This is a genomic window from Rathayibacter sp. AY1F2, from assembly GCF_002930885.1.
In the GTDB taxonomy this organism is placed as follows: Bacteria; Actinomycetota; Actinomycetes; order Actinomycetales; family Microbacteriaceae; genus Rathayibacter.
Genome location: NZ_PSVG01000025.1, coordinates 1 through 25,663, shown reverse-complemented (window position 1 = coordinate 25,663; position 25,663 = coordinate 1). Strand labels below are relative to the sequence as shown.

Sequence of the window (25,663 nt, the reverse complement as noted above, 5' to 3'; positions counted from 1 at the left end):
GGCCCGCCGAGGAGCGATCGCCACGAGAGTCCAGGAGTTGTCGCACTGGGCGTCGACTGCGACAACTCTTGAGCAGTCGCGGGAGCAGTCGCGGGAGCAGGTCGGAGCCAGCTGCCCAGCCGGCGGCCGACGCGGCGCCTCAAGTGCGCCCGTCAGCTCAGGACGCCGCCCGCCGGCCGGGCCCCGCCCCGTCACCCCCTCTCGACCCCGTCCAGCGCTTCCGCCTCGGCGATCCGCAGCCGCATCTGCCGGTAGCGGTGGAACTGGTACACCCCGTGCAGCACGGCGAGGACGACCGCGGCCGCCATCCCGCACGCGATCGCGGGGACCTCGTCCGCGCCGCTCTGCGTCAGCGCGAGCGCGACTCCGGCGCCCGCCACGATCGAGTTGACCACCGCGATCGCCGAGGACATCGTGAAGAAGATGCCCCGCCAGCTCTGCCGCCGGCCGATCTCGAGCAGCTCGTTCGGCGCGTGGCGGCCGCGCGGCACCGCGAAGTAGGCGCCCGCGCCCGGCAGCAGGGTCCCGTAGTAGCGGCGGATGCGCTGGATGGCCGTCAGCGCGGCGATGTCCTCCATCGAGGTCTGCACCAGCCGCTCGTAGGTGAACACCCCCAGCAGCACGACGACCGGGATGATCACCGCGAGGAACCCCATCGCGTACCGGGTCGGGGCGAGGAAGCCGAAGGCCACGAGCGAGCTGGAGAGCATCGTCAGGTAGAGCGAGGCGCGGCTGCTCGACTCCGTCACGGTGATGCCGCGCGCCGACTCCAGCACGAAGTGCTCGGTCAGCAGGGCGTTGAGGAACGCGGCCGGCCGGTCCGGGAGCGACGCGGCGGAGACGGCGGCCTCGGGCAGCGCGGGCGTGCGGGGATGCTCCTCCTCGTCGACGCGGTCGCCCGGCTCCGGATTCACGGCCGCGCCTCTCGCGGGGACGCCCCGCGGCGTCCGCTCTTCGAGTCATCCGACTCGCGCACCGGCTCCACCCGCGCGCCTACCGTCGGACGCGACGCCGAGCACCGCCACCGGGGCGCGTGCGCAGACACCGAAGGGCCGTTCATGACCGACACCCGCCACCTCCACTCGAACCAGCGAGACACCCTCGAGCGGCTGCTCGAGGACTCGCCGAGCCACAACGTCCTCTGGGCGGACGTGCTGACGCTGCTCGAGGCCGTCGGCACCGTCCACGAGAAGCACGACGGCGCCTTCTCGGTGACGGTCGGCTCGACGACCGAGACCCTCCACCGGCCGCACCACAAGGACGTGGACGAGCAGCAGCTCGTCGACCTGCGCCGCCTGCTCCGCGGAGCGGGGTACGGCGCATGAGCGCGGGGACGCCCGCCGACCTCACCGGGTCGGCAGCCGAGCGCCTCCGCCGGCTGGACGCGCTCGACGCGGGTGCGCTGACCGAGGAGTGGCTGCTGCGCCAGCTGCGACTCGCGCTCGGGGATCTCGCCGCGCTCGAGCCGGCCGCCGAGGCCGAGCAGGAGCGGCGCGAGGACTTCTGACGCGGCGGGCGGCCGTCCGGGGTGCACGCGGCCGGCACCCGGACGGCCGCCGGCCCGCACCCCGCAGCGCCGCCCCGCTCCGCCGCTCATCGCCCGGCCGCCGCGCTGCGGGCGCGCAGCAGCACGCCGGCCGTCGCGGTCGCCGCCAGCACGAGCGCCGCGAACACCGTCAGCACGATCGTCGCGGCGACGAGGTCGAGCGCCGCTCCCGCCGCCAGTGCGGGCACCGCGAGTCCCGTGTACGCGACCAGGAACACCACCGCCAGGGTCTCGCCCCGGCGGGCGGGATCCGCGAGGGCGACCGCTGTGCCGATCGACCCCTTGAAGAGCAGCCCCACCCCGAAGCCCGAGACGACGGCGCCGGCGAGGAACACTCCCAGCTGCGGAGCGATCGCTCCGGCCGCGACCGCCGCGAGCCCGACCGCGCAGCCCGCCACCGCGATCGAGAGCTGCAGGCGCGTCCCCACCTTCACGAGCAGCAGCTGGCCGAGGGCCGCGGAGGCGAACACGGCGAAGGACGTCGCGCCGGCCAGCAGGTGGTCGCGCACCTGGAAGGTCTGCACCAGGAACGTCGGTGCGAGCGAGGTGAAGAGGCCGAGGACGGAGAAGGCCGAGAACGCTCCGAACGCCGCGAGCAGGAACGCCCGGCGCGTATCCGCCGGCACCGAGAGCCGCTGCGGCCGGTAGGCGGGCGCCGTCTCCGGCACGTCGACCGTCTCGGGCACGAGGAGCAGCGCGAGGCCCGCCACGAGCAGCGCGACCAGGAACACCTGGTGCGGCAGGAGGAGCGGATCGGGCAGGAATTCGGCGAAGACCCCGCCGAGCAGCGGGCCCAGCGAGAGCCCGCCGAGGTTCACCGCGCCCGAGATCGACGCGGCGACGATCGTGTTCTCGTCCGGCCGGGCGCGGGCGCGCAGCTCGCCGAGGTGGGCGGTCGCGGTGGCGGTGAGCATCCCGATGCTGACGCCGTTGACGAAGCGGGCGACGATCAGCCCAGGCACCTCCGTCGTCAGCGAGAAGAGCACGGCCGAGACCGCCGAGACGAGCACCGCGATCAGCAGCACTCGGCGGCGGCCGAGCCAGTCGCTGACGTGACCGGCGAGGTACAGGCTCACGATCACTCCGACCGCGTAGGCGGCGAAGACGACGGTGATCACGAACGGCGGGAAGCCGTCGAGCTGCTGGTAGAGCGGGTAGAGCGGAGTCGGCACCGTGGAGTACGCCATCACGAGCAGGAAGGTCGCGGCGACGATCCAGAAGCCGACGCCGTGGCGCACCGTCGGCAGCCGGCGGCTCACGAGGTCTCCTGCAGGTGGCGGTGGGCGAAGGTGACGGCCATCGCGCCCTCGCCGACGGCGGAGGCGACGCGCTTGACCGAGCTGCGGCGCACGTCCCCCGCGGCGAAGGAGCCGGGGACGCTCGTCTCGAGGTAGAACGGCGCCCGCTCGAGCGGCCAGTCGCGAGCCGCGTGCTCGCCGGCGAGGTCCGGTCCCGTCACGAGGTAGCCGCCGGAGTCGCGGACGATCGCGGTCTCCGCCGCCCACGTCGTATCCGGCTCGCCCCCTATGCAGACGAAGAGGTGGGAGGTGGCCAGCGCCCCGTGCGCGCCGGTCGCCGAGTTCTCGACCTCGATCGACTCGAGGGCGTCGGCGCCGTGCAGGCGGGTGACGCGCGAGTCGAGCAGGATCGTCACGTTCGGCTGCCGGACGACGCGCTCCGCGAGGTAGGAGGAGAGGCTGTCGGCCAGATCCGGGCCGCGGACCAGCATGGTCACGTGCCGCGCGTGCGCCGAGAGGTTCATCACGGCCTGCCCGGCCGAGTTGCCGCCTCCGACGACCACGACGTCCTCGCCCTCGCAGAGCGGCGCCTCGCTCGTGCCGGCACCGTAGTAGAGGCCGACGCCGAGCAGCTCGTCCTCGCGCTCGAGGCCGAGCCGGCGCCACTGGATGCCCGTGGCGCAGATGTTGGTGCGGGCGACGACGGTCGTCCCGTCGGCGAGCAGCGCGTGGATCCGGTCGTCGGCGAAGCGCCCGCGGATCCCCTCGCGCATCCGCAGCAGCTCGGCGCCGAAGGAGACGGCCTGCTGCCGCGCGCGCTCGGCCAGATCGGCTCCCGCGATCCCGTGCGGGAAGCCGAGGTAGTTCTCGATCAGGCTGCTGGAGCCGGCCTGCCCGCCGATCGCCGAGCGCTCGAGGACCACGACCTTCAGCCCCTCCGAGGCGGCGTACACGGCGGCCGAGAGCCCGGCCGGACCGGCTCCGTAGATGGAGAGGTCGTACTCGGCGAGCCGCGGCGAGCCGACCCAGCCGAGCCGGGCCGCGACCTCGGCGAGCGTCGGATCGGAGGCGCGGCTGCCGTCCGGGAACACCACGAGGGGGAGCGACGCGGTGGCGAGCGGGTGCCCGGCGACGGCGAGGCACTGCTCGTCCGTGTCGATCGGCGTCCACGAGAACGAGACGACGCTGCGCGAGAGCAGGTCGCGGATCTCCCACGCGTCGCGGCTCTCGCGCCGCCCGTAGAGGCGGACCTGCGGGAGGTCCCCGGGCACAATCACGAGGCACGCCGCCGCTCGAGCCCGTCGCGGAACTTCATCAGCTTGAGGCAGAGGTGCAGCGTGCTGCGGGCGAGGCCGTCGTCGAGCGCGTCCCGGACCGCCTCGGGCAGGTTGTCGAGACGGTAGTAGAGCGTGGTGCGGTGGATGTGGAGGAGCCCGCACGCCTCCCGCACGCTGCCGCGCACGTCGAGGTAGGCCTCCACGGTCCGCCGCTGCACCTCGTCGCCCCGCTCGAGCAGCGTCGCCGCGGCCGGCGAGAGCATGGCGAGCTGCGAGCTGTCCGCCCCGATCGAGGCGAGGAGCACCCAGGCCCCGAGCTCGGCGATGTCGGCCCGGCTACGGCCGTCGGGCAGGGAGCCGACGATGGTCGCCGCGAGAGCGGCCCGCTCGGCAGTCGGCAGGAGGTCGTCGTCGCGGACGTCGAAGCGCGCCGAGCCGATCGCGTCGACGGCCGTGCCGCGGCCGCGCGCCTCCGCCCGCAGGACGTCGTCCGCCTCCGCGGCGGCCTCGGGCGCCTCCACGCTCACGAAGAACAGCACACCCTCCTGGTCGCCGAGGAACGTCAGGCCGGAGGCGGCGCTCGCGTCGATCCGCCGCGCCAGCGCCGTCCGCTGCAGGGAGCCGGTCGGGCCGGTCAGCCGCACCGCGCGGACCACGGTCTGGGCGTCCCGGCGCAGCCAGCGGCGCTCGACCGCCTCGGCGAAGGAGGCGCGCCGGGTGCCGCCGTCGCCCGACAGGAGCGCCGCGAGGACGTCCGCGCGCCGGGAGCTGCCGCCCGCCCGCGTCGAGGGGCCGAGGAGGCGGCGGATCGCTCCGACGGCCGCGTCGATGAGCGAGTACTCGGCCGGAGTGAGCGGCGCGGGCCGCTCCCGGGGGAGGAGGAGGGTCGCGAGCCGGCCCCGCGGATCCTGGACGGGGAACACCCCGTCGCGGGGCGCCTCCTCGCGCGCGCGCGTCGCCACCAGTACCCGGCTCGAGGCGTCCTCGATCGTCACCGGGCGGTCGAGAGCCTGGGCGAGCTCGTCGGCGAGGTCCTGCAGAGTCATCGGCGGGGATCCGTGTGGGGGGCCATGCCGTGATCCTCGCGGAGGGAGCCCTCCCGAAGCGTGGCCCTTCCAGGCCCACCTTGCGCGTCGGATCCGCTGCCGGCCGCGATGAGACGCTCAGCCTCCGCTGCCGGGGCGGTCCCCGGGGGTCCCGTCCGCGAGGAGGCGGTCGAGGACGTCCGGCCAGTCGAGCAGGACGCCGATGTGGCCTCGACCGGGCCGGATCGTGAGCTCCGCAGCCGGGTGGAGGCGGCGGATCCGCTCCGCGTGCGCGACCGGGACCACCCTTCCGCGGCGCCGTGGAGGAGGAGGACCGGCGCCGCCAGGCGCGAGAGGTCGACTCCCCAGGGCACGACGAGAGCGAGGTCGTCGTCGACGCTCCCGCCCTGTTCGAGCTCCGAGGCGCGTCCGGCCTCTGCGCCGAGCGCCGTCAGCGGGCCGTCGAGGGCCGAGTAGTCGTCACCGGTGAACTGCTCCGGATCGAAGCGGGCCGTCTCCTCCCACTCCTCGCGCGCAGCCCGGCCGTTGCGCGCGCTGCGGAGAGCGCCCGGATTGCATGCCGTCGAACCACGCTCCGTCGTCGCTGAAGGGCGCCGGGCTGCCGAACGTCGCGACGCCCAGGACGCGATCACCTCCGAGAGCCCCGACGGCCAGCGCGTGCGGGCCGCCGCCGGAGTAGCCCGTCACCAGGAAGCGCTCGATCGCGAGCAGGTCGGCGACGCGGAGCACATCGGCGGCCGCGTCCGCGATGCTCCGTCCGGGAGCCCGCATCGAGCCGCCGAAGCCGGGACGGGCGACGGAGACGAGCCGGATGCCGCGCGCCGCAGCGGCGTCGACGTGGGGAGCGAGGAGTGCGCCGGTGTGCGGTGTCCCTCCGCACCAGACGACTGCAGCCCTGGGGGCTCGAGTGCCGAGGAAGTCGTGGGCGACGAGCGTGCGCGAGTCGACGCGGAACTCGTGCCGGGACGTAGCGGCGCGTCCGGTCATGGAGGAACGGTAGCCGCCTGTCGAGGGCAGTGCGCGTCGCCCGGCCCGACCGGGATGCGACGTCTCGTCGTAGGGTCGACGGGAGGGTCGGTGGACCCTCGGACGGGAGGGGTCCGCATGTCGATCGACGAGGTGTCCGACGGGATCGAGGGGGCCGCCGCGCTGCCGCACGTGCGCTCCGGCTTCTCCGGCGCGACACCGTACGGGATCGCGCAGCGATTCGCCGCGGGGGAGCTGACGCGGGAGCAGGCCGTCGACGAGCTCGGCCGCCGGCGCTACCGGCCCGGGTCGCCGAGCGACGGCTTCGACTGGACGACCCTCGACCCCGGGGAGTTCGAGGAGGTCCGCCGGGCCCTGTCCGATGGTCTGCTCGACGCCGCGATGTACGACGAGATCCTCGACCGGTACAGCGGGCAGGGCTCCTCCGGCGAGAGCGCGGCGTCCGCGGAGGAGAGCGCATGAGCGCCGGCCCCCTGGACCTCGCCTTCACCGCCCCGATCGGTGTCGCCGTGAAGGGCGACCTCTGGTCGTGCGTCGAGGTGCCCGGCTCCGTCGAGCTGCTCGGCACAGGGAGGTCCGTGAGGGTGGTCGCCACCGTCGACGGCGAGCCGGTGACGGCGAGCCTGCTGCCGACCGGCGCCGGCGGTCACATGCTGTCGATCAGCGCGAAACTGAGGAAGACGATCGGCAAGGACCTCGGCGACGTCGTCACCGTCCACCTGACCGAGCGCCTGAGCTGAGCACTGGCGGTTGGCCAGGGCCCGCGTGCGGATGGTCGACTCGACGGATGCGGAATCGAGTCCTGTTCGTGGTCGGAGTCACAGCGATGTTCGTCGCGCTGGTGCTGAGGCTGGTGTGGCCGGCCGGTGAATTCGCCTCCGGCTTCTCGCTCGCCCTGCAGCTGAGCGGCATCCTGCTCCTCCTGGTCTACGGGGTGAAGCACTTCACGGGGCGGCCGCGCCGGAGCTGAGCGGCTCATCCCAATCGGGGGTGTAGGAGTTGGGGTCTGAAGCCGCCGGTCTCGAGCAGGCTTCGGGCGATGCAGTTGGTCAGGTTGCGGAACCCGAGTGCGGAGCCGCGCAGGTGTTCGAGCCGTCCGTTGAGCGCCTCGGTCGGCCCGTTGCTGGTGCCGGGTCGTTCGAAGTAGGCGAGCACGTCAGCGGCTCGCTTCTTCAGGGTCCGGCCCAGGGTGGTGAGCTCGGTGAGCACCTTGGGGACGCCGGCGCTGAGGTCGGTGATCAGCTTCTCCATGAGCTCGCGGCCACGTTGCCGGTCCTCGTGGCGATAGGCGGCGATCATGCGCTGGTAGACACCCCAGGTCGCCTCGACCTCGACGTGAGCGTCATCAACGAACAGCGCGCGTAGCCTGTCGCTCTGCTTGTCGGTGAGCAGGTCCGCGCCGGTGTGCAGACCGAGGCCGTCGAGTCGAGCGAAGGCGGTCAGGTCAGGGCGGCCGAAGCCGGCCGGCGGGGTAGCGTCGGACACGTCGAGGTCTTTCGGATGGATGGCGTAGGAACCTCCGTCGTCGGGAGACCTCGACGTCTATCTGCGGACCGACGCGCCCGGCCGACCTACACCGTCATCTGAGAAGACCCCTGAAACGTCTTCGCCGACGACGGGGCCGGCGAGGAGGAGGGCGCGGTGAGTTAGAAGGATGGAGCTTGCTCGGCTTCGACGCCGCCGCAAGCTCCGGTGAAACGGTCGGTACTGGTCGGTCGTCGTCGGTCACCACCGGATGGCGGCGTCCTCCACGCTCGGCGTTTGCGCAGGTCAGCGGCTCGTTCGCCCAGTGGGCGCATCGAGCGATAGACGCAAAGCCGACGTCATTAGGTCGTCCGTTCGAATCCGACAGGCGGCTCCGGCGAACCGTTCTGGTGGTCGCGCGATGCGCTGGCCTCACGGCTCTGCCCGACACCGACATCGCTCTCCTCTGCGACGGACCCCTCGCCGGCTGAGCGCTCGCGGCCGGCATCCTGTCCGTGTGCCGAAAGGCCTTGCACCGCTCGGCAACGCAGCGTGGCGTTGCGTCGCGACCTGGCGACGGCTCGGCGGGGCGCGATCGTCTCGTGCGTTGGCGGACTACGGGAGCTTGGACGCGAGGACGTCGGCCGCCAGGATCTCGGGTGCTGCGCCGAGGAGGTGCTGGTTGGCCATCAGGGCTGCGACGATGGCGCCGTTGGCGTGGGCGTCGCGAGCGGCTTCGTCGGGGAATGCATCGAAGATCCAGAAGGTGTCGGCGTGGGTCCTGACCGCGAACCAGACAATCGTTCCTACTTCTTCGTTGGCGAGTGCGACAGCGCCGGCGAGCAGATCGGCGACCGCGTCGTGCTGTCCATCGGCCGCGACGATCTTGGCGACGAAGGCATACGGAAGTGATGCGGGTGTGGACATGAGGGACTCTCCTTGACGTCGGGGTTCTTCGTGGGACGAGTTCAGCCTATGACGAGCGAGGGCCGGTGGGGAGTGGCGTATACGGCAGTATTGCTATTGTTTACGTCATGCGTATCGGACTGATCGCGATCGACGGCTGCTTCGGTTCGGCTATCGCGTCGATCATCGACATCGTGCGGGTGGCCGACGGAGCCCGCGGCGATGTCGACCCGAGGATCGACCCGATCGAACTCGCCATCCTCGGACCGAAACGGCGAGTGACCACGACGGCAGCGATGACCCTGTCGGTGGACCACCCGCTGTCGGAGTCCGGAGAGTTCGACGTGGTCGTCGTCCCTGCGCTTGGAACCCTTACGGCCGCCGCTACCAACGACGTCCTCCAGAGCCGAGATGCTCGTTCGGTCATCGCCTCGCTCGGGCGCCTCGACGAGGCGACCACCCGGATCGCCGCGGCGTGCACCGGCGTGTTCGCTGTCGCCGAGACCGGACGGATGCATCATCGGAGGGCGACGACCAGCTGGTTCCTGGGGCCGGAGTTCCTGAAGCGCTATCCGACCGTCGCCCTCGATCTCGACACCATGGTCGTGGTCGACGGGAACCTCGTCACCGCCGGCGCCGCGTTCGCCCACATCGACCTCGCGCTCTCACTCGTGCGATCGATCAGCCCCGACCTGGCCCAACATGTCGCCAAGCTCCTCATCATCGACGAGCGTCCGTCTCAGGCGGCCTTCGTCGCCTACGAACATCTCCGGCACGGGGACCCGATCGTCGTCGAGTTCGAACGCTTCGTGCGCGCCCGCCTGGACGAACCGTTCAACGTCGCCTTCGTCGCGCAGTCGCTCGGCACCAGCCGGCGCACCCTCGAACGACGAGTCCGTGCGGCGCTCAACCTCACTCCGCTCGGCTTCGTCCAACGGCTTCGCATCGAACGAGCTCGGCACCTCTCAGCAACCACGGACTTCACCTCCGCCGAGATCGCGCTACGGGTCGGCTACGCGAATGCCGAGACTCTGCGCTCCCTCCTGCGCAGGGAGCGACGCCGTTCCTGACCTATCGCCATGCCTGTAGCCGGTGTCCTAGCGCTCGACTGGAACCACCTCTCAGCACGTCGCGTCGACGCTCCTGCGTCGCCCCTGGACGACCCACTCGACACGCCCGCAGCACAGGTCATGTGACGTGTCCCGGCTTCCCGGACGGTCGGGGTTGGGTGGCTGTGATGTCGCTGCGTTCTCGTCGAGGGGGTCAGCAGACTCGATCAGGGTCGACTGGGATGAGACGCGAAGGCGGTCAGGTCAGGGCGGCCGAAGCCGGCCGGCGGGGTAGCGTCGGTCACGTCGAGGTCTTTCGGACGGATGGTGTAGGAACCTCCGTCGTCGGGAGACCTCGACGTCTATCTGCGGACCGACGCTCCCGGCCGACCTACACCCTCATCTGGGAAGAGCCAGCTGAGCTCCGGAATCGGAGGAAGACCCGTGAGCGGAGCGGAGGAGCCGGCCTTGGCGGATCCGGAGCCGGAGGTCCACCGGGCGCTCGCGCGGTGGGCGGCGGAGTGCGCGGAGCGCGCCCTCCCCGCGTTCGAGGAGCGGGACCCGGACAATGCCCGGCCCCGGCGCGCGCTCGACGTCCTCCTCGCCTGGGGGCGGGGCGAGGCTCCGATGACCGAGTGCCGCACGGCGGCCTTCACGGCGCACGCCGCAGCCCGCGCCGCGACGCAGGCGGGCGAGCGGGCCGCCACCGCTGCCGCGCGGGCGGCCGGGCAGGCCGCAGCCGTCGCGCACATGGTCGATCACTGCTCGCACGCCGCCGTGGAGAGCAGCGCGCAGCCTCGGGCCTTCACGCGAAGGAGCGCGCAACGGATCGTCGCTCTCACTGAATCCGCCCGCTGCGCGGATGCTCTCCCAGCGATCTTCTCGCGTCGTTGAACGTCCGCGACTGCTGTGTCGTGTCCTCGGTGGGACCACCTCGGCCCCCGCACTACAGGAGGCATCATGCTCAAGCGAATCGCGACCACTGTGACGACTGCGGCGTTCGCCGCCGTCCTTCTCGCCGGATGCTCGACGGCCGCCGGCTCGGCCGCCTCGTCGGAAGCGCCGGCCGACAGCCCCTCCGCCACCGCGATGGCCTCCGCCACCGCGACCGCCTCCGCTGAGACGGCGGCTCTCACGACGGCGTCCTCGCCGCTGGGCGAGATCATCACGGACGAGGCCGGCTACACCGTCTACACGTTCATGAAGGACACGCAGAACTCGGGCAGCAGCAGCTGCTACGACGAGTGCGCCACGACCTGGCCGGCCGTGACGGCGTCCAGCACGACCGCCGCGGACGGGATCACCGGAGAGGTCGGCTCGATCACGCGCACCGACGGGACGACCCAGCTGACCGTCGACGGATGGCCGGTCTACCGGTTCGCGAAGGACACCGCGCCGGGCCAGGTCAACGGGCAGGGTGTGAAGGACGCCTGGTACGTCCTCCTCCCCGACGGCACGATGAACAAGGAAGCCGCGGCCATGAGCACCGCCACCCCGGCGTCCTGATGCGACGGCGACCCGTCCCCGCGCAGCGAAGCGCATCGTCGGGCCGGGTCGCCGGTTCTCGACAGGCATGGACGGAAGGGATGACCGGCAGTGATCGCAGCAACCGTGATGAGGGAGCGCACCGTGGCGCTTCGAGGCGGTGAGCGTTGTGCCCCGCCCCGTCGATGAGCTCCTGGCGGCGCTGTACGAGAGTCACGGCCCGGCCTTGCGGCGCTTCGTGCAGAACCTCACTCGGAACGCGGCGCTGACGGAGGACGTCGTGCAGGAGACGATGGTCCGGGCCTGGCAGCGCCCGCAGGTCCTCGAACGCGACGCCGACGCCGCTCGCGCGTGGCTGTTCACCGTCGCCCGCAACCTCGTCATCGACGACGCCCGATCCGCTCGGAGCCGACGCGAGGTGCCGGCGAAGGACGAAGACGGCGGCGGCGCCGTCCCCGATCGCACCGACGCGGTCCTGGACAGCATCCTGGTCGCCGACGCTCTCGCATCGCTGTCGGTGGAGCATCGTCAGATCGTGGTGGACGCGTACTTCCTCGGACACACCGTCCCCGAGATCGCCCGCCGGCACTCCATCCCCGAGGGAACAGCGAAATCTCGATTGCACTACGGACTGCGCGGACTGCGACTGGCTCTGCAGGAAAGGGGCGTCACCCGATGAACGACCACAACGGAAGCTCTGCGACGGAGGACGAGTACCGCGACTGGGACGCGTCCTACGTCCTCGGCGCTCTCCCCGCAGATCAGCGACTCGAGTACGAGCAGCACCTCAGCGGCTGCGCGGCCTGCCGCGCGGCCGTGGCAGAGCTGGCAGGACTGCCCGGCATCGTCGGCCGCCTCTCCGTCGAGGACGCTCTCGCCATCAGCGCATCGGACGACGGCGAGGAGGCGCCGCTGTCGATGGTGACGCTGCCCGCCATCGCCCACCGTGTCCGGACGCGCCGACGTCGGCGCCGGCTGGTGACGTCCCTCGCCGTCGCGGCCGCCGTCACCGCCTCCGTCTTCGGAGGTGTCGCTCTCGGCACGGGCATCGCGGGCGCTCCCGTGGCGAGCGAGGCGACCCTCGAACCGATGGACCCGATCGCGGCCGATCCCGCTCTCGCTGCGGACATCCAGGTCGAGGGGAAGCCGTGGGGCACCCGGCTGGAGTGGAGCTGCACCTACAGTGGTGATGCGCCCGCCGACGCGGAGTACGAACTCGTGATCACCCGCACAGACGGCAGCACGATCACCGTCGCCACCTGGACGGCGGCCGGGCGGCGCGCCGTCGACCTGGCGGCGTCCACGGGCGTCGCCCGGTCGGAGATCACCGGCGTCGACATCAGGGTCCGCGGCACGAACTCCCCCCTCGTCCGCACCGACACCTGAGACACCGCCCACCCGCAGGAGACACCGACACTGCCCGCGGTGCCGCGGGCACCGGACAGGAGCAGACCATGAGCGCCGAGACCACGCCGCTGCACATCACCCGCGAGGGCCCGAGAAGCTTCATCGGCCGCAACGCGCGAGGAGCCGAGGTCCGCATCGGCGGGTCGGACGCCGACGGCGTGTTCTCGCCCGGCGAGCTGCTGCACCTCGCCCTCGCCGCCTGCGGCATGCTCTCCTCGGACCACATCCTCGCCAGCCGGCTCGGAGCCGACTTCGAGGCGACCACCGACATCACCGCGACCAAGCCCGAGGGCGAGGACCGCTACGACTCGATCGCCGCCGTGATCCGCGCCGACCTGTCGGCGCTCGATCCCGAGCGGATCGCCTCACTGTCCGAGCGCACCCACCGGGCGGTCGATCGCCAGTGCACCGTCGGCCACACGCTCGAGCACGGCGCGGCGTACACCGTCGACGTCGTGGACGACCAGGCCGGTCCCGTCAGCGGTCCGAGGACGGGATCCGTCTGAGATCAGCGCCTCATCGGTCACGGCGACCGGTGACGACCGAGACGCGGACGTCTCCCTTCAGTGCCGTCAGTCTGCGACTCGCCGACCGGATCCGAGACGATTCGCGAGGCGGAGCGCTTTCACGGAGCGGAGGTGCTGGTCGGCGCGGTGACGCCCGTTGGCCGGTGAGGGGTGCGGTGCCGCGAGGACGGGGACGACACGGGGATCATCGTGCAGGGTCAGATAGCGCATGACCCCGTCGAGCGCCACGGTCCCGTAGGTGACGACGGCTTCGAGCGCGGGCAGCAGCTCCAGCAGCTCACCGAGCGCGAGCCGGCCCTGCTCGATGTCCGCGGGGCGGACGCGGCCAGGGATCTCCCACGGGATGAGGTTCCACCGGACGTAGTGGTCGCGGGAGAGTCCGGACTCGATGCGGGCCGCCCGGAACGCGGCGGCGGTGGGCCCGAGGTTGTCTTCGCTGCAGACGGCAGCGGATCCCGCGGCGATCGTCCGAGGGCCGGGTGACTGCATCAGCACCAGGACGCGACTGGCGGTGCCGCCGGAGCGGGGATCGAAGTCCGGAACGAAGCGTCCGGTCGCGTCCGCGGTACTCCGCCAGGTCTCGGCGAGGGCGTTCAGGGTTCGGACATCCACGATGCTCCTCGATCCCGGTCAGGCCGGCCGCGGTGGTGCGAGCAGGGTGCCGCGGATCACGGAACCGTGGAACGTGCGGGCGGCGACGATGATCCACGCGGCGACCAGGCCGACGTAGTAGAGCACGGCGAGGCCGGCGACGACCGTGAGACCGGAGTGCAGGGCGAGGCCGTTCAGTCCGGTGACGCAGGTGCCGACGGGGAACGTGAACGACCACCACGTCAGACTGAACGGCAGGTGCTCCTTCGCGGTGCGGAGGGTGATCGCGAGGGCGATGACGGTCCAGAGCAGCGCGAAGCCGAGCATCGCGAAGCCGTACACCAGAGCCACGACCAGCAGCGCACGCGCCATGCCGGCGTCCACGACGGTGGGCGCGTTCGAGGCGAGCAGATTCACAGCGGTGATCGACTGTCCGACCGGACCGAGGACGATCCACAGCGTCGGCACCATCCCCGCCGCTCCTACCTTGTGCTGCGCGAGCCGGTTCCAGATCAGGGTGATCACCACCAGTGACGCGATCAGGCTGAGGCCGAAGAAGCCGTAGCAGGACCACAGGAGCGTCTCCCGCGCTTGCCCGGCGGGCGCGTACGGCAGCAGCAATGCGCCGGTGGAAGCGGACACCATCGGCGGAACGATCGGCATCAGCCAGCCGCCGAACGCCGAATCGGGCTTGTTCTCATGCCGGGTGAATGCGAGGTAGGGCACCAGGACCGCCGTCGCCAGCCCGCCGAGAGTCCCCGCACCCCAGAGCACCCAGTCGATGGTGACAGCGGCCGGCACGCCGATCCAGTCCTTGCCGAGGAGGAGGGTTCCCGCGCCGACGGTGAGGAACGCCATGGGAGGCGCGCCGTAGAAGTGCGAGAGGACCGGATTCAGGTGGTGCCTCATCGCTGTACCGCGGTAGCGGACCCAGTGCAGCCCGGTCGCGACCGTCAGCGCGACGAGCAGCAGTGCGGAGATCGCCCAGACGACGGTGGCCCCGGTCCGCAGTCCGGGGAACTGGAGTGGCAGGGACGCGGCGGCGACCGCGACGATGCCGGTGCCCATGATCGACGCGAACCAGTTCGGCGTCAGGTTCGACACGATCAGTCCCGGATGCTCCAGCTCCCGGAACAAGCGCCTCGACCGCGGAGGATGCCCGATCGAGGAAGATGCGCGGGCGGGGGAGAGAGTTGTCATGACTCCAGCCTGAGCATCGCCGTCCCCAGCCGATACAGCGATCGTGTTGGCGGGGCACAATGAGTGCTTGTGGCAACGCGGCGATTGACGGACCGGATCCTGGATCTCGACACGCTGGAGGTGCTCGAACGCGTCGCCGAGGCGGGCTCGCTCTCCCGCGCTGCCGAAGCCCTCGGCGTCACCCAGCAGGCCGTCTCGGCGCGTCTGCGGGTAGCGGAGCGCGCCATCGGGCAGCCGCTCGTGCGCCGCTCTCCGATCGGGTCCCTGATGACCGACGCGGGCCGGCTCGTGCTCGAGCTGGCCGGCCCGGTCCTCGAGGCGTCCCGCCGCCTCGAGGCGGGCGCGGCGGCACTGCGACAGCCGACCGGCTCACTGGTTCTCGCGGCGTCGCAGACCATCGCCGAACTGCTGCTCCCACGCTGGCTCCTCGAATTCCGACAGCGCACACCCGAGGTGAGTGTGCAGCTGATCGCCGGCAATTCAGCCACGGTCACAGAGCTCGTGCGATCCGGTGCCGCGCAGCTCGGATTCGTCGAGACACCGGCGTCCACGGCCACGCTCTCCTCTGACGTGGTCGCGGAGGACGAACTCGCTGTCGTCGTAGCACCGGACCACCCCTGGGCACGCGCGGCGAGTATCAGCGCCGAGGACTTGGCCGGCACCGCACTGCTGACACGAGAAGAAGGCTCCGGCACCCGGACGACCCTCGAAGCATGGCTCCACGACGCCGGGCTCGCACCCACGACTCCCGCCGCGATCCTGGAGACGACGGCGATCATCCGAGCGAACGCCCGCGCCGGCATCGCGCCCGCAGTCATGAGCATCCTCACCGTCGAAAGAGATCTCGCCGCGCGCTCACTGATACGAGTGCCCCTCCGCGGACCAGCACTCGTGCGACCCCTCCGCGCCATCTGGTCCGATCGCATCGGGTCGTCCGCGGCGGCGTTCCTGGAGATCGCACACGAGTTGCGCTGACCGGTGCACGGCTCGTCGCTACGCCGATCACGCCCGCGGCCGTGTCTGCTCGAGCTACAGCGATCTGGTCGATCTGCACACGGCGGCGCGGACGTCATGTCGCGGTGATGGCGAAGAGCCCGCCGATGCCGACGGTGTAGAGCGCGAGCACGATCAACGAGTCGAGTCCCATGCTGGCGATGCGGCGTGTGGGTCGGAAGATCAGTCCGACGATGTAGACGAGGGTGAGCAGGGCGGCGAGAGCGGTGAGGTAGATGTCGGACGAGTTCGCCTGCGGGAGGACTGCGGTGCCGGAGAGGACGGTGGCGACGAGGAACAGGACGGGGAGGAAGGCGTTGCCGCCGAAGATGTCGCTGATGGCGAGGTTGTCGTCGCCCTGCTTGATGGCTTGCAGCCCGGTCGAGATCTCGGGGAGGGAGGTGGCGAGAGCGAGCACGGTGGCTCCGAACAGCACCCCGGAGAGACCGAGCTGCGAGGATGCTGCGTCACCGGCGCGCTCGAGCACGACACCGGCGAGGAGGGTCGCCGCTGCCGAGATCGTGAACACGATGGTCGCCTTGCGTGTGCTCATCGGGTGCGTCTTCTTCTTCGCGGGGGATGCTGTCGCGTCGGGGGCCCGCCCGTCCTCGTGCCAGGGGAGGTGCTTGCCGGAGCGTTGCACGAGCAGCAGCCCGACGACCCAGAGGCCGGCGATGAGGACGACGTCCGGGGTCAGGCGCAGCACTTCCAGTCCGGAGGGCAGCTGGCTGCCGGCGATGACGACGGCGAGCACCGCGACGACCACGAGCCCCTCGAGCACGAGTGTGAGGGACGCGGCACGGTAGGTGAGCGGCTTCGCACCCTTTCCGCGCTTGCCGAACAGGTCGAGGACGACGAGGACCACGGTCTGCAGCGCGATGCCGCCGAGGATGTTGCCGACCGCGACGTCCAGGTTCCCGGAGAGCGCGGCGGACACGGTGATCGCGATCTCCGGCAGGTTCGTCGCGACGGCGAGAACGATCAGACCGCCCAGCGCACTCCCCAGGTGCAGACGCGCATCCAGAACGTCCGTGGCCTTCGACAACTGGATGCCGGCGATCCACACCACTGCGGCGGCGGCGAGAAAGATGACGACGAGAACAACGAAGGGCAGACCATCCATGCAGTGAGTGAACCGCGACAACGACGATCCGAGACCCCCTTGCGACTGAGCTGCTTCTCACCGTCTCGCGCGCGGTGGTCTCCGTGGTGATCGGTTCGACCGCGTGCCATCCTCGACGACACCCCGATCGTCGGGTCGAGCGTGATCCCACCGTTCGTTCCCGAGGCGCGCTTCGTCAGTAGCAGCCGATTCGGGTACGCCGCAGCGTCCGCGCGCGTACGCGCGGGCAGCTGGCGGGGACCAGACCCGGGAGGAAGGCACCGGTGTCGCCCGCAGTGCATCCGCGACACTCCGCTGGCTCCAGATCCTGCGATCCTCGAGCGGCTTGACCGGATCGTCGGTGACCGTGTCCCGTGGCAGACGCATCAGATGGCCGGTGACGTTGCACACGCTCTGGCGACGCTCGCGGACCGTGTCGATGCGGTCATGATCATTGTCGGCACGAAGGAGCCGTCTCTGCGTCGCACCGTGCAGGAGGTCTTCTCCGGTGCCGTCGGCGCCCGTCTCGCTCACCGTCAGCACCGGCCGGCCCTCATGATCCCCTTCGCCCCGGTCGATGATTCGGAGCCGCTGCCCTGGTCCTGACCGAGGTGCGGGCGTAGGCTGACGGCAGTGGTGATGGATCCCGCCCGAGCGTGAGCTCGAACTGCCGCCGAGGCTGATGGTTCCTACCTTCTCGATCAGAGACCAGGTAGGTGACCCATGCCCGCGCATCCCCCGCTCGTCCTCGTGCGCCACGGTGAGAGCACCGGCAACGCCGACGGTCTCTTCTGCGGCGTCCTCGACGTCCCCCTCACCGACCTCGGACGTGACGAAGCGCGACAGGCCGCGACGCTACTGAGGGACGCATCGATCGACCCCGATCTGATCCTCACGTCGACCCTGCAGCGCTCCACCGAATCGGCCCGGATCATCGCCGGTGCCCTTCCAGGGCGGCCGCGGATCGTCGCGGCCCAGTGGCGGCTGAATGAGCGCAACTACGGAGCGCTCACCGGCCTGTCCACAAGCGCCGTCAGAGCCCGGTACGGGGCCGACGCTTTCCTGGAGTGGCGCCGGTCGATGGACGTCCGCCCGCCTGCTCTGTCCGCCGCCGCCTTCGTGCAGCTGCACAGGTCCGCGGCGTTCCGTGGGCAGCCGGCCGAGGCGATGACGGAGACGGAGTCGTTGCGTGACGTCGTCCACCGACTGCAGCCGCTCCTCGAGGAGCGCATCCTGCCCGCCCTCCAGGAGGGCGAGACGGTGTTCATCGTCGGGCACGGCAACTCCCTGCGCGCGCTGCGCGCCCTTCTCGAGGACCTCGGCGATGCCGCGGTCCGCGATCTGAACATCCCGACGGGTCAGCCGTACCTGTACGACACCGGGCCGTCCGGGACACCGATCTCGAGGAGCGGACGCTACCTCGACCCCGCAAGAGCCGACCGGGCGGCGATCATACTCGCCCACGAAGGAGGAACCTGATGAACGCCTACATCAGCCACACCCGCACCAGCATCCACGGGACGGGCGAGTACGTCACCCACCCCGCCGGACAGCCGCTGGTCATCACCGACGTCGCCGCACGGCAGATCCTCGACTCCCGCGGCTTCCCGACCGTCGCTGTCACCCTGCGTCTGGACGACGACACCGTCCTGGACGCCTCCGCCCCCGCGGGCGCCTCGACGGGCGCGTTCGAAGCGGTCGAGCTGCGCGACGGCGGCCCCGCGTTCGGCGGACGCGGAGTCCGCTCCGCTGTCGCGGCCGTCGACGGCGAGATCCGCGCCCTCCTGCTCGATCACCCCTGGACTTCGCTTCGCGAGATCGACGAAGCGCTGCGAGCACTGGATGGAACCGCGAACCTCGCCCGCCTCGGAGCGAACTCCGTCGTCGCCGTCTCCATCGCGGCCGCCCGCGCCTTCGCCGCGCGCACCGGCCTGCCCCTGCACCGGTGGATCGCCGATCACACCGGGGCGACCGCCTCCCTGCCCGTCCCGCACTTCAACGTCATCAACGGTGGCGCGCACGCCGCGAACGGCCTCGACTTCCAAGAGTTCATGATCGCCCCCGTCTCCGCCGGCACCGAGGAGGAGGCCGTGCAGGTCGGCGCCGAGATCTATCACGCCCTCGCCGCCCGCGTCCGCACCGCCTACGGCACCTCCGGGCTCGGCGACGAGGGCGGCTTCGCACCCCCCATCGACCGGCCCGAAGACGCCCTGGACCTCCTCGTCGCAGCGATCACCGACGCCGGATACCAGCCCGGCACCGGTGACATCGCGATCGCGATGGATCCCGCCGCGAACGGCTTCTTCCACGGCGACGGCCACTACACCGTCGCCGGCACCGATCTCGACCGCGACGCACTCGCCCGCTACTACGAGAAGCTGATCGCCGACTACCCGATCCGCAGCATCGAGGACGGCTTCGCCGAGGACGACCACGAGGGCTGGGCCCTCCTCGCCCACGCCATCAGCGACCGGGTGCAGCTCGTGGGAGACGACCTCTACGTCACCGACGCCGACCGCATCCGCGACGGAGCCCGCAACGGCTACTCCAACGCCGCACTCATCAAGCCCAATCAGATCGGCACCATCACCGGCACCCTCGACGCGATCGCGGCCGCGCACGACGCCGGCATGCGCTGCATGGTCTCCCACCGCTCCGGCGAGACCCTCGACACCTTCATCGCCGACCTCTCGGTGGGAACCGGAGTCGGGCAGATCAAATCCGGCGCCCCCGCGCGCGGCGAGAGGGTCGCGAAGTACAACCGCCTCGTCGACATCGAACACCTCGACCCCACGCTGCACTACGGTCTCACCCACTGACCCGCCCCCTCCCGAAAGGTCCCACTCCCCGTGACTGATGACCGCCACCGTCACCGCCCCCCGGACCCCGACCCCGAGCTGCCGGTCGACAGCGACCTCGACGTCGACGACGCCCCCGACGGGACGCCACGACCCGTGCACCTGCGTCCGCGATACCTCCTCCTCGTCGCCGCCGGCGGCACGGTCGGGACCGGGGCGCGGGAAGGCCTGACCCTCGCGTTCCCCGCCGATCCCGCCTTCGACACCGTCGTCTTCGCCATCAACATCGTCGGCGCGCTCCTGCTCGGCGTACTCCTGGAGAGCCTCGCCAGAGCCGGCAGCGACGAGGGCCGACGCCGCACCGCACGGCTGCTGCTCGGTACCGGAGCGCTCGGAGGCTTCACCACCTACAGCACCCTCGCCACCGACACCGCCCACCTGCTCACCACAGGACACCCCGCACCCGCCGCCCTCTACGCGCTCGGCACCGTCCTGCTCGGTGCCCTCGCGTCCTGGACCGGAGTCGCCCTCGCCGCAGCACTCCACCGGCGACGCACGCAGAGGAAGGTGCCGGCATGACACCCGCACTGTTCCTCGCGCTCTCCCTCGCCGGTGGAATCGGAGCCGCAACACGGCTCCTCCTCGATGGGCTCATCAAGGCCCGCACCGGTGGCGCCTACCCCTGGGGCACCACCGTCATCAACGTCACCGGATCACTCCTCCTCGGCCTGATCACCGGCCTCGCCCTCGCAGGCATCGCCCCCGAGCCGTGGCGACTCGTCCTCGGCACCGGCTTCCTCGGCGGCTACACCACCTTCTCCACCGCCAGCCTCGAAACCGTCCGTCTCCTCGCCGAAGGACGCCAACTCGCCTCCGCCATCAACGCCCTCGGCACGCTCCTCCTCAGCGTCATCGCCGCAGCAACAGGACTCTGGCTCGGAGGCGCGCGATGAGCATCATCGATGCACCCTCACCGGCAGTGGTGGTCGGTCTTGCCGGCGTCGATTCCGGCCCGGAGTCGGGGCACGCAGGGTCCTTCCGTTCAGCGGGTGCGGTGCGCCGTGAACGACCTCGCCGGCATGTCATCACGGGGCGATCTGGTCGCGTCTCTCCATGAGCGGTCCTGCCGTTGCGGGGTCCCGGGCGGCTCATCACGGCATGCCATCAGGCGGCTGAAGGCGGTCAGCCGTACCCGGGACCCCTGGCGCGTTCCGGAGCCGACAACTGCCCCGAATCCACGGAGACAACGGTGAGGAAGGCGGTCGGACTCCGGGGGAGCGACGCCGACCGGGACGCGGAGCGGCGTCAGCAGTGGGAGGGCCTCGACCCCGTGCTGCGCTCCCTCGGCTTCCCGAAGGGGCTGTGACGCCGGCCCGGTGGACCTCACCGGGCCGGCGCCCGCGCGCTCAGCGGTGCGCGGGTCGGAGCCCCAGCAGCGTGTCGATGATCACGAAGGCCGCGAGGCTCGCACCCAGGAGCGGGAGGAACAGCCCGAGCGCGGCGGCGACGACCAGGACGGACGCGACTCCCCACCACGTTGCGCGTCGCAGCGCTCCCCGGGCCGGCGGGGTGCCGCCGAGCCGTCGGGGACCGCGGGTGGGGCGGCGCTTCCACCACATCAGGTACCCGAGCACGACCATCGTGGCGATGCCGGCCGCGGTGACGAACAGCAGCAGCTGGTTGGGCAGCCCGAACATCGAGCCCATGTGCGTGTCGATGCCCCAGCGGGAGAGCTTGGCGACGAGGCCGAAGTCGGCGAAGTCGACCCGGTCGACGACCTGCATCGTGCTCCCGTCGATCGCGACGCCGTCGACCTCGGTCGGGAAGCTGCGCTGGATCTCCTGCACGACCCAGGCCGAGCCCTCCGCCGCGGGCGGCCGGATCTCGACCAGTCCCGTGTTCACGTTGACCTCGCGGGCGACCGAGAGCACCGAGTCGTAGGCGGCCGGCGAGTAGCCCGCCGTCGACTCGACGGCGTCGCCGGTGGCCGCGCCGTGTCCGGCGTGCCCGGCGTGCTCGTCGGCCACCTCGCCGGTCCGGTCGCCGAGCGTCGTCCCCAGCGAGGGCGTGGTCCAGCCGACTGCGGAGCGGAGGGTCTCGAAGTTCCCGCCTCCGTAGAGCGACCAGGTGATGCCTGTGGTCGAGAGGAACAGGGCGCCGACGAGCAGCCAGACGCCGGTGGAGGCGTGCCAGGAGAACAGGCGCTTGTAGCCGGTGGTCCTCGGCGCGGGGCGCAGCAGGTCCCTCTTCACGCGGGCGCGGCGGAGGCGGATGATCCAGAGGCCCAGGCCGGCGAGGGCGACGACCCCCAGCCAGGAGGCGGCGAGCTCGCTGTAGTAGCGGCCCACGTCCCCGAGGTGCAGCGTCCGGTGCAGGTCGCTGATCCAGGTCCGCAACGGCAGGGCGCCGCTGGTGCCGTAGGCGGTGAGGTCGCCGCGGACGTCGGCGGTGGCCGGGTCGATGAAGACCGCGCGGGTCTCGCTGGCGCCGAGCGACGGGTCCGCGTACATCACCCGGGTGGTGTCGCCGGGGTGCGGGGCGGACGGCGACGATGCTCTGCCCGCCTCCGGTGTACGCGTCGGCGGCGTCGATCTGGTCGGCCAGGGGCAGGTAGGTGTCCGCTTCCGGGGCGTGCAGCTCCTGCGCGTAGACGACCTGCTCGAGCTGCGGGGTGAGTGCGTAGAGCGCTCCGCTGGTCGCGGCGACGAGGATGAACGGCCCGACGAACAGGGCGGCGGAGAAGTGCAGGCGGAGCAGCAGCTGTCCGAGCCAGCCTGCGCTGCTTCTGCGCGGTAGGGGCGGGGTGTCGGCGGAGTCGCGGGGTCTCGTGGTGGTGGTGGTCATGCTTCTGGTCCTTCGGTGCTGTGGCGGGTGCCGGTGAGGGTCAGAGGAGGGTGTCGCCGATGTAGCCGCCCTCGACGCAGCCCGGGGGGATCGCGAAGACGGCGGAGCCGATCGGCGTCGTCCACTCGTTGAGCAGGTCCAGCTCGTCCAGGCGCTTCTGGATCGGCACGAACTGCGCGGTGACGTCGGCCTGGAACGCCGCGAAGATCAGCCCGGAGTTCGAGATGTCCTCGCCCGTCGGGGTGTCGTCGTAGTTGTAGGCGCGGCGGTGGAAGCGCTCGGCGGTGTTCTCCGAGCGGGCGCGCCTCATGTGCGAGAACTCCGGGATCACCGGGAAGCCGATGGCCGTCGTCGCCTCGAAGTCGGGCTCGTCGGCCTCCGCTGTCCCGGTGAGGGGCGCGCCGTTCGCGAGGGTCCGGGGAGGAGACGGGTCGGTCAGACGCCGCGGGGACCTCCGGGGAGGTCCTCGCCGCGGCTCGCGTCGATGATCAGGAGGCGGGCTGCAGAGGGGGGCCGCGCCGCAGCGCCGCCTGGGGGAAGACGCCCGAGGCGAGGGGGAGCACGTCGCGCAGCTCGAAGGAGGAGCGTCGCGCGGGTCGAGGAGCGGCCACCGGAGTCGGCAGGACCCGCACCAGGCGGGTGACGAGGTGGCTCGTCGTCGCGGCGACTCGGACGAGGAGGGACTCGCCGCGGTGGAGCGCCGCGGTCGTCGCGACGGCGGCGACGAGGTGCGCCGCCCACATCGAGGAGCCGGTCATCCCGCTGTGCATCATCGCCGCGCTGACGTCGATCACGGCACCGTGGTGCGCGTGCACCATCGGCGCATCGACCGGCCCCGTGAAGGTCCCGATCGTGAAGAGCGTGTGGAACAGGAACTGGCTGACTCCCACCGAGACCGCCAGGCGGACCAGGGAGAGCCTGCGCCCGGCGAGCGCCACGCACACCAGGACCGACAGGACGAGCGGCATCGCGACACCGAGCGGACCCGGGATCTGGCCGCCGCCGGCCACGTGCGAGAACAGCGCGACGAGCGTCGCCACCGTCGCCGCGACGACACCCCGGAGGGTGCGCAGCGGGCGCGACGACGACATCTCCCCAGTGTCGCAGACGCCCCCTTCCCGCGGAGGACCGCTCCCGGGCGAGAGGAGCGGCCGGCCGGCGGTCCCTCTCAGCGCGCCGCGGAGGCTCCGGGGCGTCACTTCTCGGGCCGGACCACCAGCCCGACGCCGCCGCCGCGCCGCACCGGTTCGGCGACCGCAGTCATCCGGCCGGAGGGGTCGACCTCGATGGCGGCCACCGCGCCGATCTGCGCGGCCGAGGTGAAGGTGTCGCCCGAGGGGACCAGCTGCTGGCCGAAGGGAGCGAGGTCGTCGGCGTACGCCTCGATGAACTCGGGCTCGGCGGAGGTCGTCGCGCCGTTGCGCTGGGAGGCGCGGGGCGCTGCCACCGCCTCGGGGAGCGTCATGCCGAGGTCGATGCGGTTGACCAGGGTCTGCAGGACCGTCGTGATGATCGTGGATCCGCCCGGCGAGCCGACGACGAACCGCACGTCCCCGCCGTCGAGCACGATCGTCGGCGACATCGACGAGCGCGGGCGCTTGCCCGGCTCGATCCGGTTCGGGTCCCCGTCGACGAAGGTGGGGGAGAAGTCGGTCATCTCGTTGTTGAGGAGGAAGCCGCGGCCGGGGACGGTCATCGCCGAGCCGCCGGTCTGCTCGATCGTCAGCGTGTAGGAGGCGGCGTTGCCCCACTTGTCGACGACCGAGAGGTGGGTGGTGGAGATGTTCTCGGTGTCCGACTCCTCCGCGGCGGGGGCGGTCGCGCATCCGGAGCCGTCGAGAGCGCCGGGCGCGACCGGGCGGACGGAGGCGGTCGCCGGGTCGATCGTGCAGTCCCGCGAGTCCGCGAACTCCTGGCTGAGGAGCGTCTCGGTGGGCACGTCGACGAAGGCGGGGTCGCCGACGTAGGCGCCGCGGTCGGCGAAGGCGCGGGCGGACGCCTCGAGGTAGAGGTGCAGGGCGCTGCCCGTGTCCTCGGACGCGAGGTCGTGGTTCTCGAGGATGTTGAGGGCCTCGCCGACCGCGATCCCGCCGGAGGAGGAGGGTGCCATCCCGTAGACGTCGAGTCCGCGGTAGGAGACGCGGGTCGGCGCCTGCTCGGCGACCGAGTACGCCGCGAGGTCGGCGGCGGTCATCGTGCCGGCCGGGGCCGGGAGGTCCGACCCCTCGGCGATCCGCGGGTTCTGGACCGTGTCGGCGATCTCGGCGGCCAGCGCGCCCTCGTAGAACGCGTCCGGCCCGTGGACGGCGATGGAGGTCAGCGTCTTCGCGAGGTCGAGGTTGCGGAAGGTGCTGCCCACCTTCGGCGCGTCCCCACCGGGGAGGAAGAGCTCGGCCGTGTCGGGGAACGCCTGGAACCGCTCGAGGTTGTCGAGCGTCTGGTTGCGGAAGGTCTCGTCCACCCGGAAGCCCTTCGCCGCGAGCGCGATCGAGGGCGCCAGCACGACGGGGAGCGGCAGGGTGCCGAAGCGGTCGACCGCGGTGTCCCAGGTCGCCACCGTGCCGGGCACGCCGACCGCGACGCCGGAGGAGACGAGGTCCGGGGTGAACGGGTACGGGGCTCCGGTCGCGGGGTCGAGGAACGCGTCCGAGGTGATGCCGGCCGGCGCTGTCTCGCGTCCGTCGATGGTGCTGACCTCGCCGGAGGCCTTGTCGAAGTAGACGAAGTACCCGCCTCCGCCGATGCCGGCGCTGTACGGCTCGCTCACGCCGAGGGCGGCGGCCGTAGCGACCGCGGCGTCAGCTGCGTTGCCGCCGCGCTTCAGCACCTCCATGCCCACGCGGCTCGCGTTCGCGTCGACGCTCGAGACCGCTCCGCCGTAGCCCACCTGCGTCGAGGGCGAGATCAGGGGTCCGCCGAGGAAGTCGCGGATCTTCTCGGGCGTGAGCCCGCTGTCCTTCAGGTATCCGGAGACGGGCCTGTCGAGAGCGGACGCCGGTGCGGCACCCGCCACTCCCACTGCGACGACCGCGACCAGCGCGATCGCGATCCTGCGGAGCACGGGTGTCGTGGCCATGGCGTTCCTCCATCGGAACTCTGTGGTGCGCGGTCGGCGATCAGGTCGATGTAGGCGACGGTCATCGCCTCGAGCCGGTCGGCCGGGTCCGAGGAGGGCGAGGCCTCCCCCGCCGCCGCGAGCGTGG

Annotated in this window: 28 protein-coding genes, 3 pseudogenes and 1 riboswitch; of the genes and pseudogenes, 17 read left to right on the top strand and 14 right to left on the bottom strand. The window is 71.6% G+C overall.

Annotation, left to right across the window (positions count from 1 at the left end; translation table 11 throughout):
* Positions 1-191 precede the first annotated feature (191 nt).
* Positions 192-914, bottom strand: coding sequence for a hypothetical protein (locus C5C54_RS15370; protein ID WP_104288712.1), 723 nt, complete (start codon positions 912-914; stop codon positions 192-194).
* 144 nt (positions 915-1,058) lie between these two features.
* On the opposite strand from C5C54_RS15370, the gene C5C54_RS17735 reads away from it, so the two are divergent.
* Complete coding sequence (locus C5C54_RS17735) at positions 1,059-1,325, top strand: hypothetical protein (RefSeq protein WP_104257441.1); 267 nt, start codon at positions 1,059-1,061, stop codon at positions 1,323-1,325.
* Positions 1,322-1,507, top strand: a complete 186-nt coding sequence (locus C5C54_RS15360) for a hypothetical protein (RefSeq protein WP_104224778.1) — start codon at positions 1,322-1,324, stop codon at positions 1,505-1,507. Before C5C54_RS17735 ends, C5C54_RS15360 begins: the two co-directional genes overlap by 4 nt.
* An 86-nt stretch (positions 1,508-1,593) precedes the next feature.
* Here the strand turns inward: C5C54_RS15360 and C5C54_RS15355 are convergent, their stop codons facing one another.
* The 4 genes from C5C54_RS15355 to C5C54_RS15335 form a co-directional block, all read right to left on the bottom strand.
* The gene (locus tag C5C54_RS15355; protein WP_258063350.1) at positions 1,594-2,805 is read right to left on the bottom strand and encodes an MFS transporter; all 1,212 of its coding nucleotides are present in this window, start codon (positions 2,803-2,805) and stop codon (positions 1,594-1,596) included.
* Positions 2,802-4,055 carry an NAD(P)/FAD-dependent oxidoreductase gene (locus C5C54_RS15350; RefSeq protein WP_104224779.1) on the bottom strand — a complete coding sequence of 418 codons (1,254 nt, stop codon included), beginning with the start codon at positions 4,053-4,055 and terminating at the stop codon, positions 2,802-2,804. The genes C5C54_RS15355 and C5C54_RS15350 overlap by 4 nt, the downstream gene beginning before the upstream one ends.
* A 2-nt stretch (positions 4,056-4,057) precedes the next feature.
* A complete protein-coding gene (locus C5C54_RS15345; RefSeq protein WP_104248150.1) occupies positions 4,058-5,107 on the bottom strand; it encodes a helix-turn-helix domain-containing protein in 1,050 nt (349 codons plus the stop codon).
* 459 nt (positions 5,108-5,566) lie between these two features.
* Positions 5,567-6,094 carry an alpha/beta fold hydrolase gene (locus C5C54_RS15335; protein WP_104288709.1) on the bottom strand — a complete coding sequence of 176 codons (528 nt, stop codon included), beginning with the start codon at positions 6,092-6,094 and terminating at the stop codon, positions 5,567-5,569.
* Positions 6,095-6,211: 117 nt separating this feature from the next.
* Between C5C54_RS15335 and C5C54_RS15330 the strand changes: the two genes are divergently transcribed.
* Genes C5C54_RS15330 through C5C54_RS15320 form a run of 3 tightly spaced genes read left to right on the top strand, consistent with a single transcriptional unit; the run spans position 6,212 to position 7,064 of the window.
* Positions 6,212-6,556 carry a hypothetical protein gene (locus C5C54_RS15330; RefSeq protein ID WP_104288708.1) on the top strand — a complete coding sequence of 115 codons (345 nt, stop codon included), beginning with the start codon at positions 6,212-6,214 and terminating at the stop codon, positions 6,554-6,556.
* The gene (locus tag C5C54_RS15325) at positions 6,553-6,834 is read left to right on the top strand and encodes a DUF1905 domain-containing protein (protein WP_104288707.1); all 282 of its coding nucleotides are present in this window, start codon (positions 6,553-6,555) and stop codon (positions 6,832-6,834) included. Before C5C54_RS15330 ends, C5C54_RS15325 begins: the two co-directional genes overlap by 4 nt.
* 47 nt (positions 6,835-6,881) lie before the next feature.
* Positions 6,882-7,064: a hypothetical protein gene (locus tag C5C54_RS15320; RefSeq protein ID WP_104224784.1), complete on the top strand. Its 183-nt coding sequence runs from the start codon at positions 6,882-6,884 to the stop codon at positions 7,062-7,064.
* 5 nt (positions 7,065-7,069) lie between these two features.
* Here the strand turns inward: C5C54_RS15320 and C5C54_RS15315 are convergent.
* Both C5C54_RS15315 and C5C54_RS15305 read right to left on the bottom strand, forming a co-directional pair.
* A pseudogene (locus C5C54_RS15315) lies at positions 7,070-7,504 on the bottom strand (transposase); the annotation flags it as partial.
* A 669-nt stretch (positions 7,505-8,173) separates the two neighbouring features.
* Positions 8,174-8,485 (bottom strand): putative quinol monooxygenase, encoded by a 312-nt coding sequence (locus tag C5C54_RS15305; protein WP_033107114.1) that lies wholly within the window; start codon positions 8,483-8,485, stop codon positions 8,174-8,176.
* 107 nt (positions 8,486-8,592) lie between these two features.
* Here C5C54_RS15305 and C5C54_RS15300 point away from each other — a divergent pair, with 107 nt between their 5' ends.
* From C5C54_RS15300 to C5C54_RS15275, 6 genes are all read left to right on the top strand, one after another.
* Entirely contained in the window at positions 8,593-9,534 is a 942-nt protein-coding gene (locus tag C5C54_RS15300; protein ID WP_104288706.1) for a GlxA family transcriptional regulator, read from the top strand.
* A gap of 447 nt (positions 9,535-9,981) precedes the next feature.
* Complete coding sequence (locus C5C54_RS17730) at positions 9,982-10,407, top strand: putative immunity protein (protein WP_146078873.1); 426 nt, start codon at positions 9,982-9,984, stop codon at positions 10,405-10,407.
* A 66-nt stretch (positions 10,408-10,473) separates the two neighbouring features.
* Entirely contained in the window at positions 10,474-11,019 is a 546-nt protein-coding gene (locus tag C5C54_RS15290) for a hypothetical protein (RefSeq protein WP_104257434.1), read from the top strand.
* 148 nt (positions 11,020-11,167) lie between these two features.
* Complete coding sequence (locus tag C5C54_RS15285; protein WP_056865923.1) at positions 11,168-11,677, top strand: sigma-70 family RNA polymerase sigma factor; 510 nt, start codon at positions 11,168-11,170, stop codon at positions 11,675-11,677.
* Positions 11,674-12,384 (top strand): anti-sigma factor, encoded by a 711-nt coding sequence (locus C5C54_RS15280; RefSeq protein ID WP_104288704.1) that lies wholly within the window; start codon positions 11,674-11,676, stop codon positions 12,382-12,384. The genes C5C54_RS15285 and C5C54_RS15280 overlap by 4 nt, the downstream gene beginning before the upstream one ends.
* A gap of 68 nt (positions 12,385-12,452) precedes the next feature.
* A complete protein-coding gene (locus C5C54_RS15275; protein WP_104288703.1) occupies positions 12,453-12,911 on the top strand; it encodes an OsmC family protein in 459 nt (152 codons plus the stop codon).
* A 66-nt stretch (positions 12,912-12,977) separates the two neighbouring features.
* On the opposite strand, the gene C5C54_RS15270 is transcribed toward C5C54_RS15275, so the two are convergent.
* Both C5C54_RS15270 and C5C54_RS15265 read right to left on the bottom strand, forming a co-directional pair.
* Positions 12,978-13,544 carry a uracil-DNA glycosylase family protein gene (locus C5C54_RS15270; RefSeq protein WP_258063349.1) on the bottom strand — a complete coding sequence of 189 codons (567 nt, stop codon included), beginning with the start codon at positions 13,542-13,544 and terminating at the stop codon, positions 12,978-12,980.
* 18 nt (positions 13,545-13,562) lie between these two features.
* Complete coding sequence (locus tag C5C54_RS15265) at positions 13,563-14,723, bottom strand: TDT family transporter (protein ID WP_104288701.1); 1,161 nt, start codon at positions 14,721-14,723, stop codon at positions 13,563-13,565.
* A 69-nt stretch (positions 14,724-14,792) separates the two neighbouring features.
* On the opposite strand from C5C54_RS15265, the gene C5C54_RS15260 reads away from it, so the two are divergent.
* Positions 14,793-15,698 carry a LysR family transcriptional regulator gene (locus tag C5C54_RS15260; RefSeq protein WP_104288700.1) on the top strand — a complete coding sequence of 302 codons (906 nt, stop codon included), beginning with the start codon at positions 14,793-14,795 and terminating at the stop codon, positions 15,696-15,698.
* Between the two features lie 94 nt (positions 15,699-15,792).
* Here C5C54_RS15260 and C5C54_RS15255 read toward each other — a convergent pair whose 3' ends face one another.
* On the bottom strand, positions 15,793-16,839 hold the full coding sequence (locus C5C54_RS15255) for a sodium:calcium antiporter (RefSeq protein WP_104288699.1): 1,047 nt from the start codon (positions 16,837-16,839) through the stop codon (positions 15,793-15,795).
* A gap of 426 nt (positions 16,840-17,265) precedes the next feature.
* Here C5C54_RS15255 and C5C54_RS15250 point away from each other — a divergent pair, with 426 nt between their 5' ends.
* From C5C54_RS15250 to crcB, 5 genes are all read left to right on the top strand, one after another.
* Entirely contained in the window at positions 17,266-17,424 is a 159-nt protein-coding gene (locus C5C54_RS15250; protein ID WP_181127916.1) for a hypothetical protein, read from the top strand.
* 20 nt (positions 17,425-17,444) lie between these two features.
* Positions 17,445-17,517, top strand: a riboswitch (Fluoride riboswitch).
* 24 nt (positions 17,518-17,541) lie between these two features.
* On the top strand, positions 17,542-18,297 hold the full coding sequence (locus tag C5C54_RS15245; RefSeq protein WP_104288697.1) for a 2,3-diphosphoglycerate-dependent phosphoglycerate mutase: 756 nt from the start codon (positions 17,542-17,544) through the stop codon (positions 18,295-18,297).
* Positions 18,297-19,637, top strand: a complete 1,341-nt coding sequence (gene eno, locus C5C54_RS15240; RefSeq protein WP_104288696.1) for a phosphopyruvate hydratase — start codon at positions 18,297-18,299, stop codon at positions 19,635-19,637. Before C5C54_RS15245 ends, eno begins: the two co-directional genes overlap by 1 nt.
* Before the next feature lie 30 nt (positions 19,638-19,667).
* Positions 19,668-20,195, top strand: coding sequence for a CrcB family protein (locus C5C54_RS15235; RefSeq protein WP_258062373.1), 528 nt, complete (start codon positions 19,668-19,670; stop codon positions 20,193-20,195).
* The gene (gene crcB, locus C5C54_RS15230; protein WP_104224798.1) at positions 20,192-20,569 is read left to right on the top strand and encodes a fluoride efflux transporter CrcB; all 378 of its coding nucleotides are present in this window, start codon (positions 20,192-20,194) and stop codon (positions 20,567-20,569) included. Before C5C54_RS15235 ends, crcB begins: the two co-directional genes overlap by 4 nt.
* Positions 20,570-21,022: 453 nt before the next feature.
* Here the strand turns inward: crcB and C5C54_RS15225 are convergent.
* From C5C54_RS15225 to ggt, 4 genes and pseudogenes are all read right to left on the bottom strand, one after another.
* A pseudogene (locus C5C54_RS15225) lies at positions 21,023-22,460 on the bottom strand (PepSY-associated TM helix domain-containing protein).
* A gap of 40 nt (positions 22,461-22,500) precedes the next feature.
* A pseudogene (locus C5C54_RS15220) lies at positions 22,501-22,881 on the bottom strand (Dyp-type peroxidase); the annotation flags it as partial.
* 67 nt (positions 22,882-22,948) lie between these two features.
* Positions 22,949-23,551, bottom strand: a complete 603-nt coding sequence (locus C5C54_RS15215) for a hypothetical protein (RefSeq protein WP_104250438.1) — start codon at positions 23,549-23,551, stop codon at positions 22,949-22,951.
* A 104-nt stretch (positions 23,552-23,655) separates the two neighbouring features.
* Complete coding sequence (ggt, locus tag C5C54_RS15210; RefSeq protein WP_104288695.1) at positions 23,656-25,536, bottom strand: gamma-glutamyltransferase; 1,881 nt, start codon at positions 25,534-25,536, stop codon at positions 23,656-23,658.
* Positions 25,537-25,663: the final 127 nt, after the last annotated feature.

Excerpts from the sequence above, each read along its gene's own strand:
- C5C54_RS15300 (WP_104288706.1), top strand. The coding sequence starts at position 8,593 with ATGCGTATCGGACTGATCGCGATCGACGGCTGCTTCGGTTCGGCTATC.
- C5C54_RS15345 (WP_104248150.1), bottom strand. The coding sequence starts at position 5,107 with ATGACTCTGCAGGACCTCGCCGACGAGCTCGCCCAGGCTCTCGACCGC.
- C5C54_RS15215 (WP_104250438.1), bottom strand. The coding sequence starts at position 23,551 with ATGTCGTCGTCGCGCCCGCTGCGCACCCTCCGGGGTGTCGTCGCGGCG.
- C5C54_RS15275 (WP_104288703.1), top strand. The coding sequence starts at position 12,453 with ATGAGCGCCGAGACCACGCCGCTGCACATCACCCGCGAGGGCCCGAGA.
- C5C54_RS15265 (WP_104288701.1), bottom strand. The coding sequence starts at position 14,723 with ATGACAACTCTCTCCCCCGCCCGCGCATCTTCCTCGATCGGGCATCCT.
- eno (WP_104288696.1), top strand. The coding sequence starts at position 18,297 with ATGAACGCCTACATCAGCCACACCCGCACCAGCATCCACGGGACGGGC.
- C5C54_RS15280 (WP_104288704.1), top strand. The coding sequence starts at position 11,674 with ATGAACGACCACAACGGAAGCTCTGCGACGGAGGACGAGTACCGCGAC.
- C5C54_RS15320 (WP_104224784.1), top strand. The coding sequence starts at position 6,882 with ATGCGGAATCGAGTCCTGTTCGTGGTCGGAGTCACAGCGATGTTCGTC.
- C5C54_RS15335 (WP_104288709.1), bottom strand. The coding sequence starts at position 6,094 with ATGACCGGACGCGCCGCTACGTCCCGGCACGAGTTCCGCGTCGACTCG.
- C5C54_RS15255 (WP_104288699.1), bottom strand. The coding sequence starts at position 16,839 with ATGGATGGTCTGCCCTTCGTTGTTCTCGTCGTCATCTTTCTCGCCGCC.
- ggt (WP_104288695.1), bottom strand. The coding sequence starts at position 25,536 with ATGGCCACGACACCCGTGCTCCGCAGGATCGCGATCGCGCTGGTCGCG.
- C5C54_RS15290 (WP_104257434.1), top strand. The coding sequence starts at position 10,474 with ATGCTCAAGCGAATCGCGACCACTGTGACGACTGCGGCGTTCGCCGCC.
- C5C54_RS17735 (WP_104257441.1), top strand. The coding sequence starts at position 1,059 with ATGACCGACACCCGCCACCTCCACTCGAACCAGCGAGACACCCTCGAG.
- C5C54_RS15250 (WP_181127916.1), top strand. The coding sequence starts at position 17,266 with ATGATCATTGTCGGCACGAAGGAGCCGTCTCTGCGTCGCACCGTGCAG.
- crcB (WP_104224798.1), top strand. The coding sequence starts at position 20,192 with ATGACACCCGCACTGTTCCTCGCGCTCTCCCTCGCCGGTGGAATCGGA.
- C5C54_RS15305 (WP_033107114.1), bottom strand. The coding sequence starts at position 8,485 with ATGTCCACACCCGCATCACTTCCGTATGCCTTCGTCGCCAAGATCGTC.
- C5C54_RS15325 (WP_104288707.1), top strand. The coding sequence starts at position 6,553 with ATGAGCGCCGGCCCCCTGGACCTCGCCTTCACCGCCCCGATCGGTGTC.
- C5C54_RS15330 (WP_104288708.1), top strand. The coding sequence starts at position 6,212 with ATGTCGATCGACGAGGTGTCCGACGGGATCGAGGGGGCCGCCGCGCTG.
- C5C54_RS15245 (WP_104288697.1), top strand. The coding sequence starts at position 17,542 with ATGCCCGCGCATCCCCCGCTCGTCCTCGTGCGCCACGGTGAGAGCACC.
- C5C54_RS15360 (WP_104224778.1), top strand. The coding sequence starts at position 1,322 with ATGAGCGCGGGGACGCCCGCCGACCTCACCGGGTCGGCAGCCGAGCGC.